General features: G+C 67.3%; 14 protein-coding genes. 7 read left to right on the top strand and 7 right to left on the bottom strand.

Annotation, left to right across the window (positions count from 1 at the left end; all coding sequences use genetic code 11):
- Positions 1–76 precede the first annotated feature (76 nt).
- From glgX to K3U94_RS21045, 4 genes are all read left to right on the top strand, one after another.
- A complete protein-coding gene (gene glgX, locus K3U94_RS21060; protein ID WP_220694907.1) occupies positions 77–2,215 on the top strand; it encodes a glycogen debranching protein GlgX in 2,139 nt (712 codons plus the stop codon).
- Positions 2,216–2,218: 3 nt separating this feature from the next.
- The gene (gene treY / locus K3U94_RS21055) at positions 2,219–4,516 is read left to right on the top strand and encodes a malto-oligosyltrehalose synthase (RefSeq protein ID WP_220694906.1); all 2,298 of its coding nucleotides are present in this window, start codon (positions 2,219–2,221) and stop codon (positions 4,514–4,516) included.
- Entirely contained in the window at positions 4,509–6,251 is a 1,743-nt protein-coding gene (gene treZ, locus K3U94_RS21050) for a malto-oligosyltrehalose trehalohydrolase (RefSeq protein ID WP_220694905.1), read from the top strand. Before treY ends, treZ begins: the two co-directional genes overlap by 8 nt.
- 155 nt (positions 6,252–6,406) lie before the next feature.
- Entirely contained in the window at positions 6,407–10,585 is a 4,179-nt protein-coding gene (locus K3U94_RS21045) for a bifunctional nitrate reductase/sulfite reductase flavoprotein subunit alpha (protein ID WP_267878329.1), read from the top strand.
- A gap of 6 nt (positions 10,586–10,591) precedes the next feature.
- On the opposite strand, the gene K3U94_RS21040 is transcribed toward K3U94_RS21045, so the two are convergent.
- Complete coding sequence (locus K3U94_RS21040) at positions 10,592–11,149, bottom strand: hypothetical protein (protein ID WP_220694904.1); 558 nt, start codon at positions 11,147–11,149, stop codon at positions 10,592–10,594.
- A 23-nt stretch (positions 11,150–11,172) separates the two neighbouring features.
- Positions 11,173–12,261, bottom strand: a complete 1,089-nt coding sequence (locus tag K3U94_RS21035; RefSeq protein ID WP_109519672.1) for a ferredoxin--NADP reductase — start codon at positions 12,259–12,261, stop codon at positions 11,173–11,175.
- Positions 12,262–12,434: 173 nt separating this feature from the next.
- Here K3U94_RS21035 and hsaA point away from each other — a divergent pair, with 173 nt between their 5' ends.
- From hsaA to hsaB, 3 genes are read left to right on the top strand one after another with little or no spacing between them, the layout of a single operon-like run.
- The gene (gene hsaA / locus K3U94_RS21030) at positions 12,435–13,625 is read left to right on the top strand and encodes a 3-hydroxy-9,10-secoandrosta-1,3,5(10)-triene-9,17-dione monooxygenase oxygenase subunit (protein WP_047320695.1); all 1,191 of its coding nucleotides are present in this window, start codon (positions 12,435–12,437) and stop codon (positions 13,623–13,625) included.
- A gap of 14 nt (positions 13,626–13,639) precedes the next feature.
- Positions 13,640–14,539, top strand: coding sequence for an iron-dependent extradiol dioxygenase HsaC (hsaC, locus tag K3U94_RS21025; protein ID WP_220694903.1), 900 nt, complete (start codon positions 13,640–13,642; stop codon positions 14,537–14,539).
- Between the two features lie 20 nt (positions 14,540–14,559).
- Positions 14,560–15,111 carry a 3-hydroxy-9,10-secoandrosta-1,3,5(10)-triene-9,17-dione monooxygenase reductase subunit gene (gene hsaB / locus K3U94_RS21020; RefSeq protein WP_200900690.1) on the top strand — a complete coding sequence of 184 codons (552 nt, stop codon included), beginning with the start codon at positions 14,560–14,562 and terminating at the stop codon, positions 15,109–15,111.
- Positions 15,112–15,541: 430 nt separating this feature from the next.
- Here the strand turns inward: hsaB and K3U94_RS21015 are convergent, their stop codons facing one another.
- From K3U94_RS21015 to K3U94_RS20995, 5 genes are all read right to left on the bottom strand, one after another.
- Complete coding sequence (locus K3U94_RS21015; RefSeq protein WP_220694902.1) at positions 15,542–16,423, bottom strand: alpha/beta hydrolase; 882 nt, start codon at positions 16,421–16,423, stop codon at positions 15,542–15,544.
- A gap of 95 nt (positions 16,424–16,518) precedes the next feature.
- Complete coding sequence (locus tag K3U94_RS21010) at positions 16,519–17,793, bottom strand: hypothetical protein (protein WP_220694901.1); 1,275 nt, start codon at positions 17,791–17,793, stop codon at positions 16,519–16,521.
- 9 nt (positions 17,794–17,802) lie between these two features.
- Positions 17,803–18,135 (bottom strand): heme-binding protein, encoded by a 333-nt coding sequence (locus K3U94_RS21005; protein WP_230987263.1) that lies wholly within the window; start codon positions 18,133–18,135, stop codon positions 17,803–17,805.
- 165 nt (positions 18,136–18,300) lie between these two features.
- Entirely contained in the window at positions 18,301–19,467 is a 1,167-nt protein-coding gene (locus tag K3U94_RS21000; protein WP_220694900.1) for a pyridoxal phosphate-dependent aminotransferase, read from the bottom strand.
- Positions 19,464–20,642, bottom strand: coding sequence for an alpha/beta hydrolase family protein (locus tag K3U94_RS20995; protein ID WP_220696891.1), 1,179 nt, complete (start codon positions 20,640–20,642; stop codon positions 19,464–19,466). The genes K3U94_RS21000 and K3U94_RS20995 overlap by 4 nt, the downstream gene beginning before the upstream one ends.
- Positions 20,643–20,657 lie beyond the last annotated feature (15 nt).

The raw sequence follows: 20,657 nt of genomic DNA, 5'->3' as shown, positions 1-20,657 counted from the left end.
TTGACCGTCCGGCAGGCGGGTAGCCAGCACCGGCAAAGGTGCGTGGAATCGAAAGTCCTGACGAGGTTGGGTGAGTATGAGCGTTACGCACACCGTCTGGCCGGGCAACAGCGCCCCGCTCGGTGCCAGCTACGACGGTGGGGGAACCAACTTCGCCCTCTTCTCGGAGATCGCGGAGAGCGTCGACCTGTGCCTGATCGATGACGACGGCGACCAGACCTGCGTCCCGCTCGACGAGGTGGACGGCTACGTCTGGCACGCCTACCTGCCGACGGTGTCGCCGGGACAGAACTACGGCTTCCGGGTACACGGGCCGTTCGACCCGCCGGCGGGACATCGCTGTGATCCCAGCAAACTGTTGCTGGACCCGTACGGCAGGGCGTTCACCGGCGACTTCGACTCCAATCAGGCGCTGTTCTCCTACGACATGGCAGCCGGTGAGGAACCGCCACGGGCCGACACGCTGCCGAGGGTCGACTCGCTTGGGCACACCATGACCAGCGTGGTGATCAACCCGTACTTCGACTGGGCAACTGATCGGCCGCCCAAGACTCCGTACAACGAGACCATCATCTACGAGACCCACGTCAAGGGCATGACGCAGACTCATCCGGACATCCCCGAGGAACTGCGCGGCACCTATGCCGGTTTGGCCCACCCTGTCGTCATCGACCACCTTGCGGCACTGGGCGTGACAGCTGTCGAGCTGATGCCGGTACACCAGTTCATGCACGACGACCGCCTGCTGGAGATGGGACTGCGGAACTATTGGGGCTACAACACTTTCGGGTTCTTCGCCCCGCACAGTCAGTACGCGGCAAATCGGCAGCCGGGGGCGGCGGTCGCGGAATTCAAGACCATGGTGCGCACCTTCCACGAAGCCGGCATCGAGGTGATCCTCGACGTGGTCTACAACCACACCGCCGAGGGCAACCACCTCGGCCCGACCATCAACTTCCGGGGAATCGACAACGCCGCCTACTACCGGCTCGTCGACGACGACCGAAGCATGTACATGGACTACACCGGCACCGGCAACAGCCTCAACGCGCGCCATCCGCATGCCCTGCAGCTGATCATGGACTCACTGCGGTACTGGGTGACCGAGATGCACGTCGACGGGTTTCGCTTCGACCTGGCCTCGACGTTGGCCCGCGAATTCTATGACGTGGACCGCCTTTCGGCATTTTTCGACCTGATCCAGCAGGACCCGGTGGTCAGTCAGGTCAAGTTGATCGCCGAGCCGTGGGACGTCGGTGAAGGCGGCTATCAGGTCGGCAATTTTCCCGGACTGTGGACCGAATGGAACGGCAAGTACCGGGACACCGTCCGTGATTACTGGCGTGGCGAGCCGGAGACGCTGGGGGAGTTCGCCTCCCGGCTCACCGGTTCGTCAGACCTCTACGAGGCCACCGGGCGTCGGCCCGGCGCCAGCATCAACTTCGTGGTCGCCCACGACGGATTCACGTTGCATGACCTGGTCTCCTACAACGACAAGCACAACGAGGCCAACGGCGACGACAACACCGACGGCGAGAGTCACAACCGGTCGTGGAACTGCGGAGTCGAAGGCCCCACCGATGACCCGGAAGTCCAGAAACTGCGGGCGCGGCAGATGCGCAACATGCTGGCCACCCTGCTGCTGTCCCAAGGCACACCGATGATCGCGCACGGTGACGAACTGGGCCGCACTCAGCAGGGCAACAACAACGCCTACTGTCAGGACTCCGAACTCGCCTGGATGGACTGGTCGCTGGCCGACACAAATGCCGATCTGCTGGCCTTCACCCGCCAAGTGACACAGCTCCGCAAAGAGCATCCGGTGTTTCGCCGACGGCGGTTCTTCGAGGGCCGCCCGGTGCGCCACGACGACGAGATCGGCGACATTGCGTGGTTCACCTCCGCCGGCCAGGAGATGAGCCAAGACGATTGGGACAACGGCTTCGACAAGTGCATCATGGTCTTCCTCAACGGTGAGGCGATCCGCGAGCCTGATATGCGCGGTCAGCGGGTGGTGGATGACTCGTTCCTGCTGTGCTTCAATGCGCATCAGGAGTCGGTCGAGTTTGCCGTCCCCGGAAAAGATTACGCGCAGGAATGGACCGTCGAATTGGACACCGCGGAGCCGGCTTCCAGGGCTGAGCAGGCTGTGCATGCCGGGGGCGAGCTACCCGTTGTCGGACGTTCGCTGCTCGTCCTGCGGAAAGTGCGCTGAGGAATGGCCCTCCCGGTGCTGTCCACATACCGGTTACAGCTGCGGGGCGCGGAAAGCGGCTTCGCGTTCACCTTCGCCGACGCCGAGGAACTGCTCGACTACTTCGACGCACTCGGCGTTTCGCACCTCTATCTCTCACCCGTGCTGACCGCGGTACGCGGGTCGACCCATGGTTACGACGTGGTTGATCCCACCACGGTGTCTGCCGAACTGGGTGGCGCCGAGGGTTTGGCGCGGCTGTCGGCGGCCGCGCGCGCACGCGGAATGGGTCTGGTCATCGACATCGTGCCCAACCATGTTGGGGTGGCCAGACCGGAGCAGAACCCGTGGTGGTGGGATGTGCTCAAGCATGGCCGGGCATCGCGATACTCCGCATACTTCGACATCGATTGGGAACTCGGTGATGGCCGAATCATTCTGCCGGTACTGGGATCTGACCGCGATGTCGCTGACCTGGCGGTCGACGGCGAGACACTGCGGCTGGGTGATCTGGTGTTTCCAATCTCGCCCGGAACCGGCAGCGGCAGCGGCGCCCAAGTCCACGATCGCCAGCACTATCGGTTGGTCGGCTGGCGCAACGGGATCTGCGGCTACCGCCGATTCTTTTCGATCACATCGCTGGCCGGCCTGCGCCAAGAGGATCGGACCGTTTTCGAGGCCTGGCACGCCGAGCCGGCCCGCTGGTTCGACGCCGGCCTGGCCGACGGCGTGCGGGTCGATCACCCGGACGGGCTGTCGGATCCGCAGGGATATCTGGAGCGGCTGCGCGCGCTGATCGGGCCTGACGCCTGGATCGTCGTCGAAAAGATTCTGGCCGTTGACGAGTCGCTCGAACCGAGCCTCCCGGTAGCCGGCTCGACCGGTTACGACGCCCTGCGGGAGATCGGCGGGCTGTTCATCGACCCCACTGGCGAGCCGGCGTTGACCGAGCTGTTCGAAACCACCGGGGTCGACTATCGCGCGATGCCGGTCCTGCTGGCAGAACAGAAGGAGAGCGCGGCTGCCGAGACGTTGGGCAGCGAGCTGGCGCGACTGTGCCGCTGTGTGGTGAGCGCTACCGGCGCCGAACATCCGCTGTTGCCCGATGCCGTCGTGGCTCTGCTCGGTCAGGTCGGTGTCTATCGCAGCGACTATCCCGGCTTGGCCGCGGTACTGCCGGTGGCGCTGGCGCAAACTCACGCCGAGCGGCCGGAACTCGACGAGCCGCTTGAGCTGGTCGCGGCTGCGATCGCCGACGACGGCGAAGCCGCGGTGCGGTTGCAACAGCTGTGCGGGGCGGTGACCGCCAAGGCAACCGAAGACTGCCTGTTCTACCGGGACGCAAGGCTGGTGTCGCTCAACGAGGTCGGCGGCAATCCGCGGTATTTCGGTGTGGGATCGGCGGAGTTTCATCACCGGGCCGCCACCAGGGCACGGCACTGGCCGCACACCATGACCACGCTGTCCACCCACGACACCAAACGCGGCGAAGATGTACGGGCGCGTATCGGCGTGTTGTCGCAGGTGCCGTCGTTGTGGGCGGAGTTCGTCGCCCGTTGGGAATCCAGGGCGCCGTCACCCGACCTGGCTACCGGGCTTTTCCTGTGGCAGAACATTTTCGGTGTCTGGCCACTCGACGGTCGGGTGACCACCGCGCTGCGGGAGCGACTGCACGCCTATGCCGAAAAGGCGGCTCGCGAAGCGGACCGGCGGACATCGTGGCACGACCCCGACACAGAGTTCGAGAGCGCACTGCATCGTTGGCTCGACGACATCCTGGATGGGCCTATCGCGCAAGAACTGACGGAGCTCGTCGCCGAACTCGCACCGCACATCGACAGCGACATCCTGGGTCAGAAACTGGTGGCCCTGACCGTCCCCGGCATCCCGGACGTCTACCAGGGCACTGAACTGTGCGACGACAGCTTGGTCGACCCGGACAACCGGCGGCCTGTCGACTACGGCGCGCGCCGGGAAGCGCTCACCTCTTTGCGCCACCCGAAGATGGCAGTGGTCGCTACCGCGTTGCAGATGCGACGAGCCCGGCCCGCCACCTTCCTGCACGGTGGTTACCGCCCGGTGCTGGCGTCCGGTCCGGCGTCAGAACATGTCGTGGCGTTTCGCCGCGGCGATGACGTCGTGGTGGCGGTCAGCCGGTGGACGGTGCGCCTGCAGGGCACCGGATGGCGCGATACCGCCGTCGCACTGCCGCCGGGCACCTGGTCCGACGCGCTCTCCGGCGTCCGGCACAGTGGACCGGTGCCGGCCGTCGAGTTGTTCGCCGAACTACCGGTTGCGCTGCTGGAGCGTATCGATGACTGACTTCGCCGTCTGGGCACCAACGCCGGCAGTCGTCGCCCTCGACGTCGAGGGGGTGGCGCACCCGATGGCCCGTTCGGGTGGTGGGTGGTGGCGGACAACGCTCGACGTGGCGCCTGATGCCCGCTACGGGTATCTGCTCGACGACGACCCGCAGGTGCTGCCGGATCCGAGGTCGGCCCGCCAGCCCGAGGGCGTGCACGCGCGTTCGGCGGTGTGGGACGAGGGCAGCCCGACTTGGACCGACGACGACTGGGCAGGGCGGCCGGTCGAAGGCGCGGTGATCTATGAACTGCACGTCGGCACATTCACTCCTGCGGGCACCTTCGATTCCGCCATCGAGAAGCTGGATCACCTGGTCGACTTGGGTGTCGATTTTGTGGAGCTGATGCCGGTCAATGCCTTCTCCGGTCCGCACGGCTGGGGGTACGACGGCGTGCTGTGGTACGCGGTGCATGAGCCCTATGGCGGCCCGAATGGGTTGGCGCGCTTTGTCGATGCCTGCCACAACCGCGGCCTGGGGGTGCTGGTCGACGCCGTGTTCAACCACCTCGGCCCGTCCGGGAATTATCTTCCGCGCTTCGGACCGTATCTGTCGGAGGCACGTAACCCGTGGGGCAATGCCGTCAACATCGACGGCGCCGACTCCGACGAAGTGCGCCGCTACATCATCGACTGTGCGCTGCGCTGGATGCGTGTCTTCCATGTCGACGGCCTACGGCTGGATGCCGTGCATGCGCTGGTGGACACCACCGCGATCAATATTCTCGAGGAGCTGGCCGCCGAAACCGATGCACTCGCTGCGCAGTTGGGCCGGCCGCTGTCGCTCATCGCGGAAAGCGACCGCAACGACCCACGGACCATCGCCCGTCGCGAAGACGGTGGCTACGGGATGACCGCGCAATGGGACGACGACATCCACCACGCCATCCACACCGCGGTATCCGGTGAGCGGCAAGGCTATTACGCCGACTTCGGCAGCATGGCCACCTTGGCGACCACGTTGCGTAACGGCTTTTTCCATGCGGCCACCTATTCGTCGTTTCGCCGCCGGCGCCACGGTCGTCCGCTGCCGATCTCGCAGATTCCGGCGACCCGCTTGTTGGCCTACACGTGCACCCACGATCAGGTCGGCAACCGAGCGCTCGGCGACCGACCCTCGCAGAACCTGACCGCCGGACAGCTCGCGATAAAGGCCGCACTGGTACTGCTCTCGCCCTACACCGCAATGCTTTTCATGGGCGAGGAATGGGGCGCACTCACCCCGTTTCAGTTCTTCAGTTCGCACGAGGATCCGCAGGTGGCGCGCGCCACCGCCGAAGGCCGCAAGGCCGAGTTCGCCGAGCACGGCTGGAACGCCGACGAGATCCCGGACCCGCAGGACCCCGAAACCTTCCAGCGGTCCAAGCTGGCCTGGGGCGAGCTCGCGGAGCAACGCCACCGAGAGCTGCTGGGCGTCTACCAGGCGCTGATCGGGCTGCGCGCTGAAATCGGTCCGGCCGGGCCGTGGTTGAGCCAACTCACGATCGACTACGACGAGGACGCGCGCTGGTTCGCCATGCGCCGCGGTCCGCTTCTGCTGGTCTGCAACCTCAGCGAGACCGCGGCGAGCGTGCCGTTCGACGGCGAGCCGGTGCTGGCCTGGGGAACACCACGGGGTGACACCGACACCACACTGTTACCGGGACATTCGTTCGCGGTCCTACGCCAGGCTCAGGAGTCCTTGGCCGGGGAGTGATTCGCGCAACACCGGTCCGCGATTGCAGTCGGCGTCACCCATGGTCAGCAACCCTGCAGGAATATCGCAACCCGTGGTAATGGTCCCGAAATGATCTTGAAACCTGCGCGCGGCAGGGTGACGGCAACGCCCGCAACCGCAGGAGGTGACCTTCCGTGCCCGCGCAAGACGACTCCCAGCGTGCAGAGGCCGTCACCACCCTGTGCGCCTACTGCGGGGTCGGCTGCGGCATGGTGCTGCAGGTCGAGACCGATGCGGCCACCGGACGCCGGCGGGTGGCCAAATCTGCCGGCGACAAGTCCCACCCGACCAACTTCGGCCGGTTGTGCACCAAGGGAGCCACCACCGCGGATCTGCTCGCCGCGCCGGGCCGGATGGAGTCGGCATTCGTGCGGCCCGGACGCGACGAGCCCGCCGAGCCGACCGATGCCGGTGCCGCCATCACGCACTGCGCCGCCCGGCTGCGGGCGATCATCAACGAGCACGGACCCGACGCCGTAGCGCTCTACGTCTCCGGCCAGATGTCGCTGGAGGCCCAGTACCTGGCGAACAAGCTCGCCAAGGGCTTCATCGGCACCAACCAGATCGAGTCCAACTCGCGGCTGTGTATGGCCAGCGCAGGCAGCGGTTACAAGCAGTCACTCGGCGCCGACGGACCGCCCGGCTCCTACCAGGACTTCGATCACGCCGACGTGTTCTTCGTCATCGGCGCCAATATGGCCGACTGCCACCCGATTCTGTTCCTGCGGATGATGGACCGGGTCAAGGCCGGTGCCAAGCTGATCGTCGTCGACCCGCGCCGCAGTGCCACCGCGGAGAAAGCCGACCTGTTCTTACAGATCGCGCCCGGAACCGATCTGGCGCTGCTCAACGGGCTGCTGCATCTGATCGTCGCAAACGGTCACACCGACGACGAGTTCATCGCCGAGTACACCCAGGGCTGGGACGTCATGCCCAGCTTCCTCGAACAATTCACGCCGGAGGCGGTGGCCGAGCTCACCGGAATCCCCGAGGCCGACATCCGCACCGCCGCAGCGTGGATCGGCGAGGCGGGCAACTGGATGAGCTGCTGGACAATGGGGCTCAACCAGAGCACCCACGGAACCTGGAACACCAACGCCATCTGCAACCTGCACCTGGCCACCGGCGCCATCTGCAAGACCGGCAGCGGGCCGTTCTCTCTGACCGGCCAGCCCAATGCGATGGGTGGCCGGGAAATGGGCTACATGGGCCCGGGGCTGCCCGGCCAGCGCAGCGTCGTCTGCGCCGACGACCGTGAATTCGTCGAGGACATCTGGGGTGTTCCGCGCGGCTCGCTGCGCACCGAGGTGGGTGCCGGCACCATCGACATGTTCTCTCGGATGGCCGATGGCCAGATCAAGGCGTGTTGGATCATCTGCACCAACCCGGTTGCGACAGTGGCCAATCGCAAGACTGTGCTGGAAGGGCTGGAACGGGCCGAGTTGGTGATCGCCCAGGATGCGTTCGCCGAGACCGAGACCAACGCCTACGCCGACGTGCTGCTGCCGGCGGCGCTGTGGAGCGAGTGCGACGGGGTGATGGTCAACTCCGAGCGCAATCTCACGCTCTTTCAGCAGGCGGTCGACCCGGTCGGGCAATCGCTGCCGGACTGGCAGATCATCGCCCGCGTCGCAGCGGAGATGGGATACGCCCAGGCGTTCGACTACTCGAGCGCCAAGGAGGTGTTCGAAGAGATCAAGCGGTTCCACAATCCGAAGACCGGCTACGACCTGCGCGGCATCAGCTATGAGCGGTTGCGCCAGAACCCGATCCAGTGGCCGTGCCCGCCGGGGAGCGGCTGCGACCGCCACCCGATCCGTTACCTCAACGACGGGGCCAGTCAGACACAGCTGGTCCGGGAGGACGGCAGTGTGCCGCGATTGGCGTTCGCGACCGAGTCCGGCCGAGCGGTCTTCTTCGCGCGGCCGCATCTACTGCCCGACGAGATGCCCGATGACGATTATCCGTTCCTGCTCAACACCGGACGGCTGCCGCATCAGTGGCACACCATGACCAAGACCGGAAAGGTCGCCAAGCTCAACAAGCTCAACCCGGGCCCGTTCGTGGAGATCCACCCCGACGACGCCGTCCGGCTGGGCGTCGTCGACGACGACCCGGTGGAGATCGCCTCGCGCCGGGGCCGCGCCGTGCTGCCGGCGGTGGTCACCGACCGGGTGCGGCCGGGGAACTGCTTCGCACCGTTCCACTGGAATGACGCGTTCGGTGAGTACCTGTCGATCAACGCCGTCACCAATGACGCCGTCGACCCGACCTCGCAACAGCCGGAGTACAAGGCGTGTGCGGTCACCCTGGTCAAGGTCGCCAAGCAGCCGGCCGACGAGGTCGAAGCGCCACCGGAAGGGGAGGAGAGCTACTTGTCGAAGGTTGACGCCCTGACCGAGCTGTTCGGGATCGCCGCCGATGTCGAAGCACCGCAATTCGACTCGTCGCAGCGGCGCTATCTGGGCGGACTGGTGACGGCGTTGCGCACCGAGGCCGGTCGCAGCGCCGCCGGAGTGCCGACGCTGCCGCTGAGCGCCCCGTTGGATGCCGATGCGCGGATGTGGGTCGACGGCGTGCTGGCCGGATTGTTCTCGCGCAGCACGCAACCGGGCGCCGCCGTGCAACCGGATCCGGCGCTTCCGCAACCGCCGTCGCCGGCGCCGGACGGCGGAGCGAAGGCAACTCCCGTCGTCGTGCTGTGGGCGTCGCAGACCGGCACCGCCGAGGAAGCCGCGGAAATGTGTGCGGCCAGACTGGGCGAGAGGGGCGTGGCGGTCACCCTGTACGGCATGGACGACTTCCCGCCGGCCGAGCTGGCGAGCACGCCGGTGCTGTTGCTGGTCACCAGCACCACCGGCGACGGTGATCCGCCGGACAACGGCTGCGCCCTGTGGGAGGCGCTGAACGGCCCCGGCGCGCCCCGGTTGCCCGACACCCGCTATGCCGTACTGGCGTTGGGCGACTCCAACTACGACGATTTCTGCGGGCATGGGCGCAAACTCGACGGCCGCCTCGCCGAACTCGGCGCGCGCCGCATCGTCGACCGCGTCGACTGCGAGCCCGATTACGGGGCTGCCGCGGCCGGGTGGCTGGAAGCGATCAGCGAGGCCCTGGTCCGTGCGCCGGTGCCCGCAGGTGAGGCCCCACCGGCGCCGGCGGCGCCCGCTGCCCCGCTTACCCCCGAGCCGCAGCCGTACGGCAAGAAGAACCCGCTGATCACCGCTCTGGTAGGCAACACCCGGCTCAGCGGGCCGGGATCGGCGAAAGATGTGCGGCAGTTCACCTTCGCGCTTCCCGAGAACACCCTGCACTACCAGGCCGGCGATGCCCTGGGCGTCTGGCCGCGCCACCACCGCGAGCTGGTCGACGAATGGCTGCGCGTCGCCGGATTGGACGGCGACGACGGTGTGGAAATCGTTGAGGGACAGCTGATGGCGCTGCGTGACGCACTGCGGGAGCGGTTCGCCATCGCCCGGCTGAACCCGGACCTGGTGCGGTTCGTCGCGGAACGCAGCGGGAGTGCGGAGCTGGCCGAACTGGTCAAGCCGGAGAACAGGGCTCGCTTCGCCGAGTGGGCGTGGGGGCGCCACCAGATCGACCTGCTGGCCGAGTTTCCAGTGCGGGTATCCGCCGACGAGTGGCTCGCGGTGCTCAAACCCCTTCAGCCACGGCTATATTCGATATCGTCGAGTCCGAAACAAGATCCTCGCGAAGTGCAGCTGACCGTTTCAACGGTGCGCTACGACTTCCGGGGACGCCCCCGTCGCGGGGTCTGCTCGACCTATCTCGCCGACGCCGCTGCGCAGGACGCGGTGGGGATCTTCGTGCAGAAGGCCAACCACTTCCGGCCGCCGAGCGAGCCGGACATCCCCATGATCATGGTCGGCCCCGGAACCGGGATCGCGCCGTTTCGGGGATTCCTGCATGAGCGGCGCGCGCTCGGCCACACCGGAGGAAACTGGCTGTTCTTCGGGGAACAACATGCCGCCACCGACTTCTACTACCGCGACGAGATCACCGGGATGCACGCCGACGGCTTCCTCACCGAACTCGACTTGGCTTTCTCCCGCGACCAGCCGGAGAAGATCTACGTGCAGGATCGGATGCGCGCGCGGGGCGCCGAGTTGTGGCGGTGGCTGCAGGACGGCGCGCATCTCTACGTCTGCGGCGACGCGCAGCATATGGCGAAGGAAGTCGAGGCCACCGTCGTGCAGATCGCCGAGCAGCACGGTGGCCTGCAGCACGATGCCGCGAAGGCCCATGTGCGGGCGCTGGCTTCGGCGGGACGCTACCAGCGCGACGTGTACTGAGCCGCCTTAGAACACCGTCTGCGCGCAGGTGGACGGCGTGGTCAGGTTGACCCCGCTGTACACCACCTGCACGTGGGTGCAGACGATCACATTGGCGTCGGTCTTGGGGCGGCCGGTGGAGTATTCCAGCACGTCGATGCTGCCGTTGGTCTGGTATTTCTCCGGCGGGCCCTCGCCGTAGTACATCGATTGGATGACCGCGCCGGTGCCGTCCTTGAACACCTTGGTTCCCGGGCCGCCGCGGTCCTTGAACCAGCCTTCACCGCCGTCGGTGTGCACGTCGAGGTAGGCGGTCCGCTTCGACGAGCGGATCTCGGTGCTTTGGCGGGCCCACAGGTCCGGCGGGAAGCCGGCCAGCCCCTCGGGCGTCTGCAGTTGCACCCCGACGGTGAACCGGCACAGTGGCGGCGCGCTGCAGTCGACCCAACTGTGGGTCTGCAGCTGGTCGGCGTCGTTGACCGGCAGCAGTGACGTCTTGGTGTCACTTGCCGCCGAGGAGATCGCCGGGGGGATCAGCGCGGCCAGCAGCGTCAAGGCCGCCGGGATCATCAGCAACCGTCTCATGTCGCACCAACCTAGACCGGGGATCACTCGTCGTAGGTCACTTCCACCGAATCGGTCTCGGGATGGGCTTGGCAGGCCAGGATCAGCCCCTCGGCGAGATCCTGGGGTTCCAGCACATCGTTGATCTCCATGCTGACCTTGCCCTTCTTCAGCTCGCAGGCACACGCGCCGCAGTGGCCCTCCCGGCAGGAGAACGGGGCGTCAAGACCCTTGTCGAGCAGCAGGTCGAGCAGCTTGACGTGCCGTGGCCACACCAGCTCGTGCTTTTCGCCGTCCAGCTCGACGACGACGGTGGCCGGCGCTTCGGCCTGCTCGCCCTCGGGAGCGTCGGTGATCTTGACCGCGGCGAACGGGTCGCTGTCCAGCGACTTGAACACCTCGAGGTGGACCTGCTCGGCCGGGACCTGGCAGGCATCCAGGGCTTCGCGAGCGGCCTGCATGAAGGGGCCCGGGCCGCAGATGAAGACCTGGCGGTCGGTGTAGGGGGCAGCCAGCTGGGCCAACGCCGCGCGGCTGGGCAGGCCCTGGACCGACTCCAGCCAGTGCACGACGGTCAGCCGGTCGGGGTACTTGTCGGCCAGCTCGCGCAGCGCGGCGCCGAAGATCACCGACCGCTCGTCACGGTTGGCGTAGACCAGCACCACCTTGCCGCTGCCCTGCGACAGCGCCGACTTGCAGATCGCCATCATCGGGGTGATCCCGCTGCCGGCGGCCAGCAGCAGAAAGTCGGTGTCCAGTGACTTGGGCACGAAGGTGCCCGAGGGTGCCAGCACATGAATGCGCATGCCGGGGCGGGCGTTGTCGCACAGCCAGTTCGATGCGTAGCCGTCGGCGGTCCGCTTGACGGTGACGGCCAGCGAGTCGTCGGTGAACGGCGAACTGCACAACGAGTAGCAGCGGGCCACCGAGCCGGTCTGGTCGCTGGGGATCCGCAGCGTCAGGAACTGACCCGGCGAGTACTTCAACCGCTGTTCGGGGATCTCCGGGTCGTCCGGCCCGTCCGGCACGCCGAATACCAGCGAGCGCGCATCGTCGGTCTCGGTGACGACTTCCGTGATCTGCAGTTCCAGCACGTGACTGCCGAGTGGTTCGTCCGGAATGGTCTCCGTCACGGGCCGCCCTTCATCTTCGGTCATAACTAGAACAGGTTACAGAAAAGTGGTCCGGTATTGCTACCAGCTGCAGGAACACCCCGCTCGACACAAATCGGAACGTGTTCTAATCTCACTCTAGGCTGGTTGGAAAACGGGCCGGAAGAACCTGTTCACTTCTGGGAGGCAATCTAGTGACGTCCATTCAACAGCGTGACGCGCAGTCGGTGTTGGCCGCCATCGACGACCTTCTGCCGCAGTTGCGTGACCGCGCCCAGGAGACCGAAGACCTCCGCAAGCTGCCCGACGCCAACGTCAAGGCGCTCGAGGACATCGGCTTCTTCCGGCTGCTGCAGCCCGAGCAGTGGGGCGGCATGCAGTGCGACCCCACCCTTTTCTACGAGGCGGTGCGCCGGCTGGCCAGTGCCTGCGGCTCCACCGGTTGGGTCGCCGGGATCATCGGCGTGCACAACTGGCACCTGGCGCTGTTCGACCAGCAGGCCCAGGAAGACGTCTGGGGCGAGGACACCAACGTCCGGATCTCCTCGTCCTACGCGCCGATGGGCGCCGGTGTGGTCACCGAGACCGCCGACGGCTACATCGTCAACGGTTCGTGGAACTGGTCGTCGGGATGTGACCACGCCACCTGGGCGTTCCTGGGTGGCCCGGTGATCAAGGACGGCAAGCCGGTGGACTTCGGCAGCTTCCTGATCCCGATCTCCGACTACCGCATCGACGACGTCTGGCACGTGGTCGGGCTGCGCGGCACCGGCAGCAACACCGTGGTGGTCAAGGACGCGTTCGTGCCGCGGCACCGCTTCCTGTCCTACCGGGCCATGAACGACGGCACCGCCGGCGGCTACCAGACCAACACCGCGCCGGTCTACAAGATGCCGTGGGGCACCATCCACCCCACCACCATCTCGACGCCGATCATGGGTATGGCCTACGGCGCCTACCAGGCGCACGTCGAGCACCAGGGCAAGCGGGTGCGCGCGGCATTCGCCGGCGAGAAGGCCAAGGACGACCCGTTCGCCAAAGTCCGGATCGCCGAGGCCGCCAGTGACATCGACGCCGGCTGGCGTCAGCTGATCGGCAACGTCGGCGACGAGTACGCGCTGCTGGCCGCCGGCCAGGAGATTCCGTTCGAGCTGCGGGCCCGGGCCCGGCGTGACCAGGTGCGTGCCACCGGCCGGGCCATCGCCTCCATCGACCGGCTGTTCGAGGCGGCCGGCGCCACCGCGCTGTCCAACGACGCTCCGGTGCAGCGGTTCTGGCGCGACGCGCATGCGGGTCGGGTGCACGCGGCCAACGACCCGGAGCGCGCCTACCTGATCTTCGGCAATCACGAGTTCGGGTTGCCGCCCGGCGACACCATGGTCTGATCGGAGGCTGGCTGATGAGTATCCGTTCGCTGGGCTACCTGCGGATCCAGGCCACCGACATGGCGGCCTGGCGGGACTTCGGGTTGAAGGTCCTCGGCATGGTGGAGGGCTCCGGAGCTACCGACGGTGCGCTGTACCTGCGGATGGACGAGTTCCCCGCCCGGCTGGTAGTCGTGCCGGGTGACACCGACCGGTTGCTGGTGTCCGGTTGGGAATGCGCCAACGCCGCAGGGCTGGCCGAGATTCGGCAGCGTCTGGACGCCGAGGGCACGCCCTACAAGGAAGCAACCGCGGCCGAGTTGGCCGAGCGCTGCGTCCAGGAGATGATCGCGTTCGACGACCCGTCCGGCAATCACCTGGAGGTCTTCCACGGAGTGGCGCTGCAGCACCGCCGCGTGGTCAGCCCCTACGGGCACCGGTTCGTCACCGAAGAGCAGGGCCTGGGTCACGTGGTGCTGTCGACCAAGGACGACGCCGAGGCGCTGCACTTCTACCGCGATGTGCTCGGCTTCAAACTGCGCGATTCGATGCGGCTGCCCCCGCAGATGGTCGGCCGGCCCGCCGACGGCGACCCGGCCTGGCTGCGGTTCTTCGGCTGCAACCCGCGCCACCACAGCCTGGCCTTCCTGCCCATGCCGACTCCGACCGGAATCGTGCACCTGATGGTCGAAGTGGAGAGCGCCGACGACGTCGGGCTCTGCCTGGACCGCGCCTACCGCCGCAAGGTGCCGATGGCCGCCACCCTGGGCCGGCACGTCAACGATAAGATGCTGTCGTTTTACATGAAGGCGCCCAGCGGTTTTCAGATCGAGTTCGGCTGCGAGGGTCTCGAGGTCGACGACGATGACTGGGTGGCTCGGGAGAGCACCGCGGTCAGCCTGTGGGGGCATGACTTCACCGTGGGTATGCAGTAGCGGTGACCGACGACCTCTCGATCGACCCGCGTGCGTTCCGCAACGTGCTCGGCCAGTTCTGCACCGGTATCACGATCATCACCACCGTGGATGACGATGTGCCGGTCGGGTTCGCCTGCCAGTCGTTCGCCGCGCTGTCGCTGGACCCGCCGCTGGTGCTGTTCTGCCCGACCAAGCAGTCGCGGTCCTGGCAGGCCATCGAGTCCAGCGGAAAGTTCTGCGTCAACATCTTGGCCGAGGAGCAGAAGGATGTCTGCGCTCGCTTCGGCTCCCGCGAGCCGGACAAGTTCGCCGGCGTGGACTGGGAGCCGTCACCGCTGGGGTCGCCGATCCTGGCCCGGTCGCTGGCCCACATCGACTGCACGGTCGCTTCGGTGCACGACGGGGGTGACCACTTCGTGGTATTCGGTGCGGTGCAGTCCCTTTCGGACGTGCCGGAGGTGAAGCCCCGGCCGCTGCTGTTCTACCGCGGCGACTACACCGGCATCGAACCGGACAAGACCACTCCGGCGCACTGGCGCGACGACCTGGAGGCGTTCCTCACCGCCACCACCGACGACACCTGGCTGTAATTTCTGCCGACGAGTGTGAATCCGGCGACGCCGGCGCGGCGTGTCGCGTCGTGAGGTTCACACTCGCGGGGCGGGGCGGGCCGGGCATAATCCCGTTCGAGCTGGCCGGCAACGCCGAACGCGTTCAGGAGATCTTGGCCGCCTGGGGTGCGCAGGGCCGTCGATGGGCGCGCTGGTCACTATGGCTCGACTTCGGTTACATGCTGACCTACGGAACTCTGGCGATGTTGCTCATAGAGTATTTCCGCAGTCGCCGCGGAGATCGGATCGCGCTGCGGCTGTTACCGATCGGCGGTCGCCGGCGATGCCATCGAGGGGGTCGCACTGCTGAAGGTGCTCGACGGCGTCGACGTCGACACCAATGCCCGGCTTGCCCGCGGTGCTGCACTCGGCAAGTTCGCGTTGTTGGCAGTGGCTCACGCCTACCTCGTCAGCGCGGTGGTTCGCCGCCGGCGATCGTGAGCCGTGCCAGCAGCCAGCCGACCTGATCGGCGATGATCTGGGTTGACCGGCTGCTGATGAACGGTTCGAAGTGATCGACGTCGTAGTTCTTCCGGGTCGCCCGTGGCGCCCGCTGGGCGAGGCGATCGATGGCCCGCGCTGACACCGTGATGTCTCTGTCGCCGGCCTGAATCAGCACCGGGCAGGTGAGCTTTGCCGCCTGCGTGACCGGACGCCACAGCGGTAACGGCAGTGCCAGGCCGGCATGCACTTCGTTGCGCCAACCGGGTGTCACCACCGACAGAAATCCCTCCAACTCACCGGGGAAGGTGAGTCCGGCGTGGTCCCCCGGGGCGCCGGCCACCGGTACCAGCGCATCCCGCATCGCCTGGACCATCAGCCACAGTGCATTGCCGGGCTGGTTTCGCAGCCCGTGGACTGTCCGCCATCTGCCGTCGAGGAAGGGGCAGAGCAGGATCGCGCCCGCCACACGCTGATCGGCGACGGCTGCCTCCACCGCGGTGCCACCGCTCAGCGAGTAGCCCCACAGGATGATTTGGTCGGGATCAACGCCGCCGAGCGTTCGTGCGAAGGCAATAGCTGCCAACCGGTCCTCGAGCTGCTCTGAGGTTCGAATACGTTGCCGGGGTTCGCCGTTCGAATCGCCCAGAAAGCGGTGGTCATAGACGAGCACCGCGACGCCGGCTTGCGCCAGCGCCTCGGCGTAGCCGGGCAGTCCATCGTGGCGCGTCAACCCGAAACCGTGAGCCATCACGACGCAGGGGATGTCGCCGGAGGCATCGCTCGGGCGATAGAGCCAGCCCGCGCAAGGCGTTCCAGCGGAGAGGAAGGTGACATCCGCTCGCTTCATGGACCGCAATCTAGCTGACCTCCGGCGCTGACGTCGCCCGAATCGACTGGCGCCCGGGGCTGGCTTACACCCTCAGCGCAGGCGTTCGCCGGCGATCATGAGCCGTGCCAGCATCGCTGGTGCTCGGCGTGGGTGCGCAGATACGCGCCGGGGGAGTAGAACTCGTCGTAGAAGTCGGTGTCCAGGTGCTGGGCCTGCAAGTACATCAGCACGTGCACGGTCGGGACGGTGCCGGGCAGCTTGCCGAAGGTGTCGTAGATGTAGGACGCCTCGCAGGTGACCAGTTCGGCGATGCCATCCGGTGCTAATGCCGTACCGCGCACCGCCGGGCTGTCCGACCACGGACCTGGCGTATCACGGTGGGAGGGCCCACCGGGACCGAACTTCCGGGCGATCAGCTTGCGCACGCCCTCGGCGACGGAGGTGACATGCGGCGGGCTGAGCGTTTCGAAGTGGCCGGGTAACCCGGTGACATTCGGGAACGGCCAGCGCGGGTCGGTGTCGGCGACGAATCCCAGTCCGGGTGCTCGCGGGTCACCGGAGCCGCCCAGCACCGACAGCCGGTCCAGGCCGTCGAAGATCCAGCCGCCCAAGCCCATGGCCTGCAAGCCCAGCGCCCCATTGTGGGCCGCGATGGACAACTCGGCGCTGGCCTCGGTGAGGGTGTACTGCTCCACGAACGACAGCGGTATGGGATCGTCGGCATGCGCCAAACCGGAGAACGCTTGCACTCCGGGGATGTCGCGACCGTTGACGTCATCGCGGACCGGATAGCCGTTGGCGGCGAAGAACCACAGATTCTCCAGCAGGTGCTCGGCCAAGTCGGCCACGTTGAATGCCAGCAGGCTGCCGGGGTGGTTGCCGATCCAGGTGTTGTGACCCTCCATGTAGGGCTCTTCGGCGGGCAGCTCCAGGCGGGTATCCGAAAGTCGCACATAGGAATCGGCGGTGTGGCCGATCCATTCTTCGATGGTGTCGAACGCTCTCGGTTCCTGGTCGCGGGTGGGCAGCAGGTAGCAGCCGGAGTCGTCGGTGAAGAACAGTTGGCTGGTGTGAAAGCCCGCCGCCGACGGCATGGCCCGCCCGGTGGCGCTGCCGGGGTAGTTCGGCAGCGCCGGGGCGTAGCGGGGATGGTGCGCGATGCCGTCGTGCCACCCGGTGACGCCGGCCATCAGCGACAGCAGCAGCGCCCGTTCCACCTCGGACAGCGGCTGCACCGGACGGCAGCTGGTGTAGGCCAGCGCACCGGCCGGAATGGCGCCGCCCACCGGGAAGCGCCGTGACCGGCGTCCGGTGATCGCGGCGAACAGCCCGAAACCGGTCGCCTGCGCCAGCGCGGCCCGTTCGTGGTCACTGATCACCAGGGCCATGGCCCGGACCTACTTGCTGACGGTCTCCAGCAGCGTGGCCAGCTGGGTCGGCGAGACCGCGATCCCGCACTGGCTCTTCAGGTCGGTGAGCGGCTGGGCGATGCCCTGCAGGGTCGACAGCTGGTCGAGGTGGCCGATGAAGTAGCCCTGCACCGAGGACTTGGCCTGCTCCGCGGGCATGGTGGCCGCCGAGGTCAGCACGTCGTTGGCTTCGGGGTGCTCGCTGAGGAATCCACCGGCCTGGCTCAGCACGCCACTGGCAGTGCTGGCGAGCCCGGCGGCCGTGCAGGCGGCGGGTGCGGCGTCGGCCGGCGTGCTGGTCGTCAGCGTCGATGCGGCCACCGCACCAAGGATGCCGACGGCTGCCGCGCCGAGCGCCAGGCGGTTCAGCGAGCCTCGACGGAGGAGAGGCGATGCTGGGACCGCCGCGAGAACAGGGTCAGAAGTCGTGGTAATGCGCATAGCAGTGGTCCCTTCGATCAGGTATTTCCAGCTTGGAAGGTAAACCTACCGGAGCGGCAGCCAACCGCGGAGCCGGCGCAGTGCTTCGTCGATGTCGGCGGTGGGGCCGGCGAACGACAGCCGGACGAAGGTGTTGCCGCGTTCGGTGTCGAAGTCGACGCCCGGCGCCAGCGCCAGACCGGTGTCGGCCAGCAGGCGCGCGCAGAACGCCAGCGAGTCGTCGGTGTGCTCTGCGACGTCGGCGTAGACATAGAACGCCCCGTCGGTGGGCGCCAACTTCTCGATGCCCATGCTCCGCAGCCCGCCCAGCAGCAGCTCGCGGTTGGCGGCGTAATGCCGCAGGTGGCCTTGCGCTTCGGCGATCGCCTCCGGCGTGAACGCGGCGACCGCGGCGTACTGGGCCAGCACCGGAGGACAGATGGTGAAGTTGCCGGTCAGGCAGTCCACCGCCCGGCGCAGTGCCGGCGGCACCAGCAGCCAGCCCAGTCGCCAGCCGGTCATCGCGAAGTACTTGGAGAAGCTGTTGGCCACTACCGCGTTGCGAGAGGTCTCCCACGCGCAGCTGGTCTGCGGGGCGCCATCGTAAACCAGGCCGTGGTAGACCTCATCGCTGATCAGGCGCACCCCGGCGGCGTCGCACCAGGAGGCGATCGCGGCCAGCTCCGCCGGCGCCAGCACCGTGCCGGTCGGGTTGGCCGGGCTGGCGACGATCACCCCGGCCAGGGGCCCTTCGATCTCGGCCAACATCGCCGCGGTGGGCTGGAAGCGGGTCTCGGGGCCGCACGGGATCTCGACCACCTCGCAGCCCAGCGCGGTCAGGATGTTGCGGTAACAGGGATAACCGGGGCTGGCGATCGCCACCCGGTCGCCGGCGTCGAAGCAGGCCAGAAACGCCAGCAGGAAGCCGCCCGACGAGCCGGTGGTGACCACCACGTCGTCGGGGTCGACGGACAGCCCGTAGCGGTCGGCGTACGAGCCGGCGATGGCCGAGCGCAGCTCCGGGATGCCCAGTGCGACGGTGTAGCCCAGTTCGTTGGTCTGTAGTGCCGCCGCGGCGGCGGCACGCACCGGTTCGGGGGCTCCCACACTGGGCTGGCCGGCCGACAGGTTCACCAAATCGCCATGGCTGCGTTGGCGTTCGGCGGCGGCCAGCCACACGTCCATCACATGGAACGGCGGGATGCCGGCGCGCAATGCGACGCGATCGGTCATGGGTTTTCCTCCGTCATGACGCGTTGCAGGAAGCGGGTGGAGTCGGGCATCGAGGCGATCACGGTGCCGGAATGGTCCTGATCGGGGTACAGGTGCAACTCCACGTCCTGATGATTGTCGACGAGCTGCTGGTGCAGGGTCTGGGTGGACAGCGGGGGCACGTCGGTGTCGAGCAGGCCCTGGCCCAGGAAGATGGGCCGATCGTAGCCCTCGACGGGGGTGCCCAGGAAGTTGTCGAGTGCGCTCTGGATGCCCGGCAGCGTGTCGATCCGGGCACTGAACAACTCATTGATACCGGTATCGGCCGCCTGCTGGTCCAGCGCGGGTTTGCACAGCGACTGCGCGAGGTCGGTCAAGGCTCGCCCCCGCGGCGTCAGCACCTGGTCGACGCCCAGGTCGGGACGCGCCTCGCGCAGGGCGGCAAGGATATACGAGGTGTAGCTGATCGCCGCCGGCGGCGTCGGGCGCGACGGCAGATCGGGACCGGCTTGCATGACCACTCGTTCGATGTTGGCCGGAGTCCCGGTGGCCACGACTCCGCGGTAGTCCAGGCCGGTGCCGGCGGTGAGTCTGGTGGCCCACCAGGCACTGTTGATGGCCGCGCCGCCGCCCTGGGATTGGCCGACGATCGCCCATTTGGGGGACAGCGGCAGATCCATCTGGTGGACGGCTCGCACGGAGTCGATCACCGAGTGCGCTTCGGTGGCGCTGTTGAGATAGCTCATCAGCCCCGGCGTGCCGAGCCCGACGTAATCCGTGCCGACCACCACATAGCCCTGGTCGAGCCAGTGCGACAGGTACTCGTTGTCGCGGGTGCTGCGCGGGCGGGCCGACGGGGTGCAGTCGTCGCCGAGACCGACGGTGCCGTGCGCCCAGGCGATCACCGGCCATCCGGTCGCCGGCGGTGCACCACGTGGCACAAAGACCGCGGCGGTGCTGACCGCAGGCCGGCCGTGCTGGTCGGGCGTGGCGTACAGGATCCGGAATGCCTTGGCGGCGCCGGTCACTGACAGCGCCGGGTCGAGCGGGACCGAGGTGATCAGCTCGCCCTCGGCGGGAATGCTGCCGGCGTACGTACGCGCGTCCAGCCCCGACCACCGCGGTCCCGGTTCAGCGGCGGCCGGTGCGGCCAGCGCCAAGACCACCAGCCCGACCGACAGCGAGGTCGTCGCCAGAAGGCGACCGCGGTG

Origin of the sequence: Mycolicibacter heraklionensis, assembly GCF_019645815.1 — a bacterium.
Taxonomy (GTDB): Bacteria; Actinomycetota; Actinomycetes; order Mycobacteriales; family Mycobacteriaceae; genus Mycobacterium; species Mycobacterium heraklionense.
This window is presented reverse-complemented; position numbering and strand designations above follow the sequence as displayed.

Excerpts from the sequence above, each read along its gene's own strand:
- glgX (WP_220694907.1), top strand. The coding sequence starts at position 77 with ATGAGCGTTACGCACACCGTCTGGCCGGGCAACAGCGCCCCGCTCGGT.
- hsaC (WP_220694903.1), top strand. The coding sequence starts at position 13,640 with ATGAGTATCCGTTCGCTGGGCTACCTGCGGATCCAGGCCACCGACATG.
- treZ (WP_220694905.1), top strand. The coding sequence starts at position 4,509 with ATGACTGACTTCGCCGTCTGGGCACCAACGCCGGCAGTCGTCGCCCTC.
- treY (WP_220694906.1), top strand. The coding sequence starts at position 2,219 with ATGGCCCTCCCGGTGCTGTCCACATACCGGTTACAGCTGCGGGGCGCG.
- K3U94_RS21010 (WP_220694901.1), bottom strand. The coding sequence starts at position 17,793 with ATGGCCCTGGTGATCAGTGACCACGAACGGGCCGCGCTGGCGCAGGCG.
- K3U94_RS21040 (WP_220694904.1), bottom strand. The coding sequence starts at position 11,149 with ATGAGACGGTTGCTGATGATCCCGGCGGCCTTGACGCTGCTGGCCGCG.
- K3U94_RS21015 (WP_220694902.1), bottom strand. The coding sequence starts at position 16,423 with ATGAAGCGAGCGGATGTCACCTTCCTCTCCGCTGGAACGCCTTGCGCG.
- K3U94_RS21000 (WP_220694900.1), bottom strand. The coding sequence starts at position 19,467 with ATGACCGATCGCGTCGCATTGCGCGCCGGCATCCCGCCGTTCCATGTG.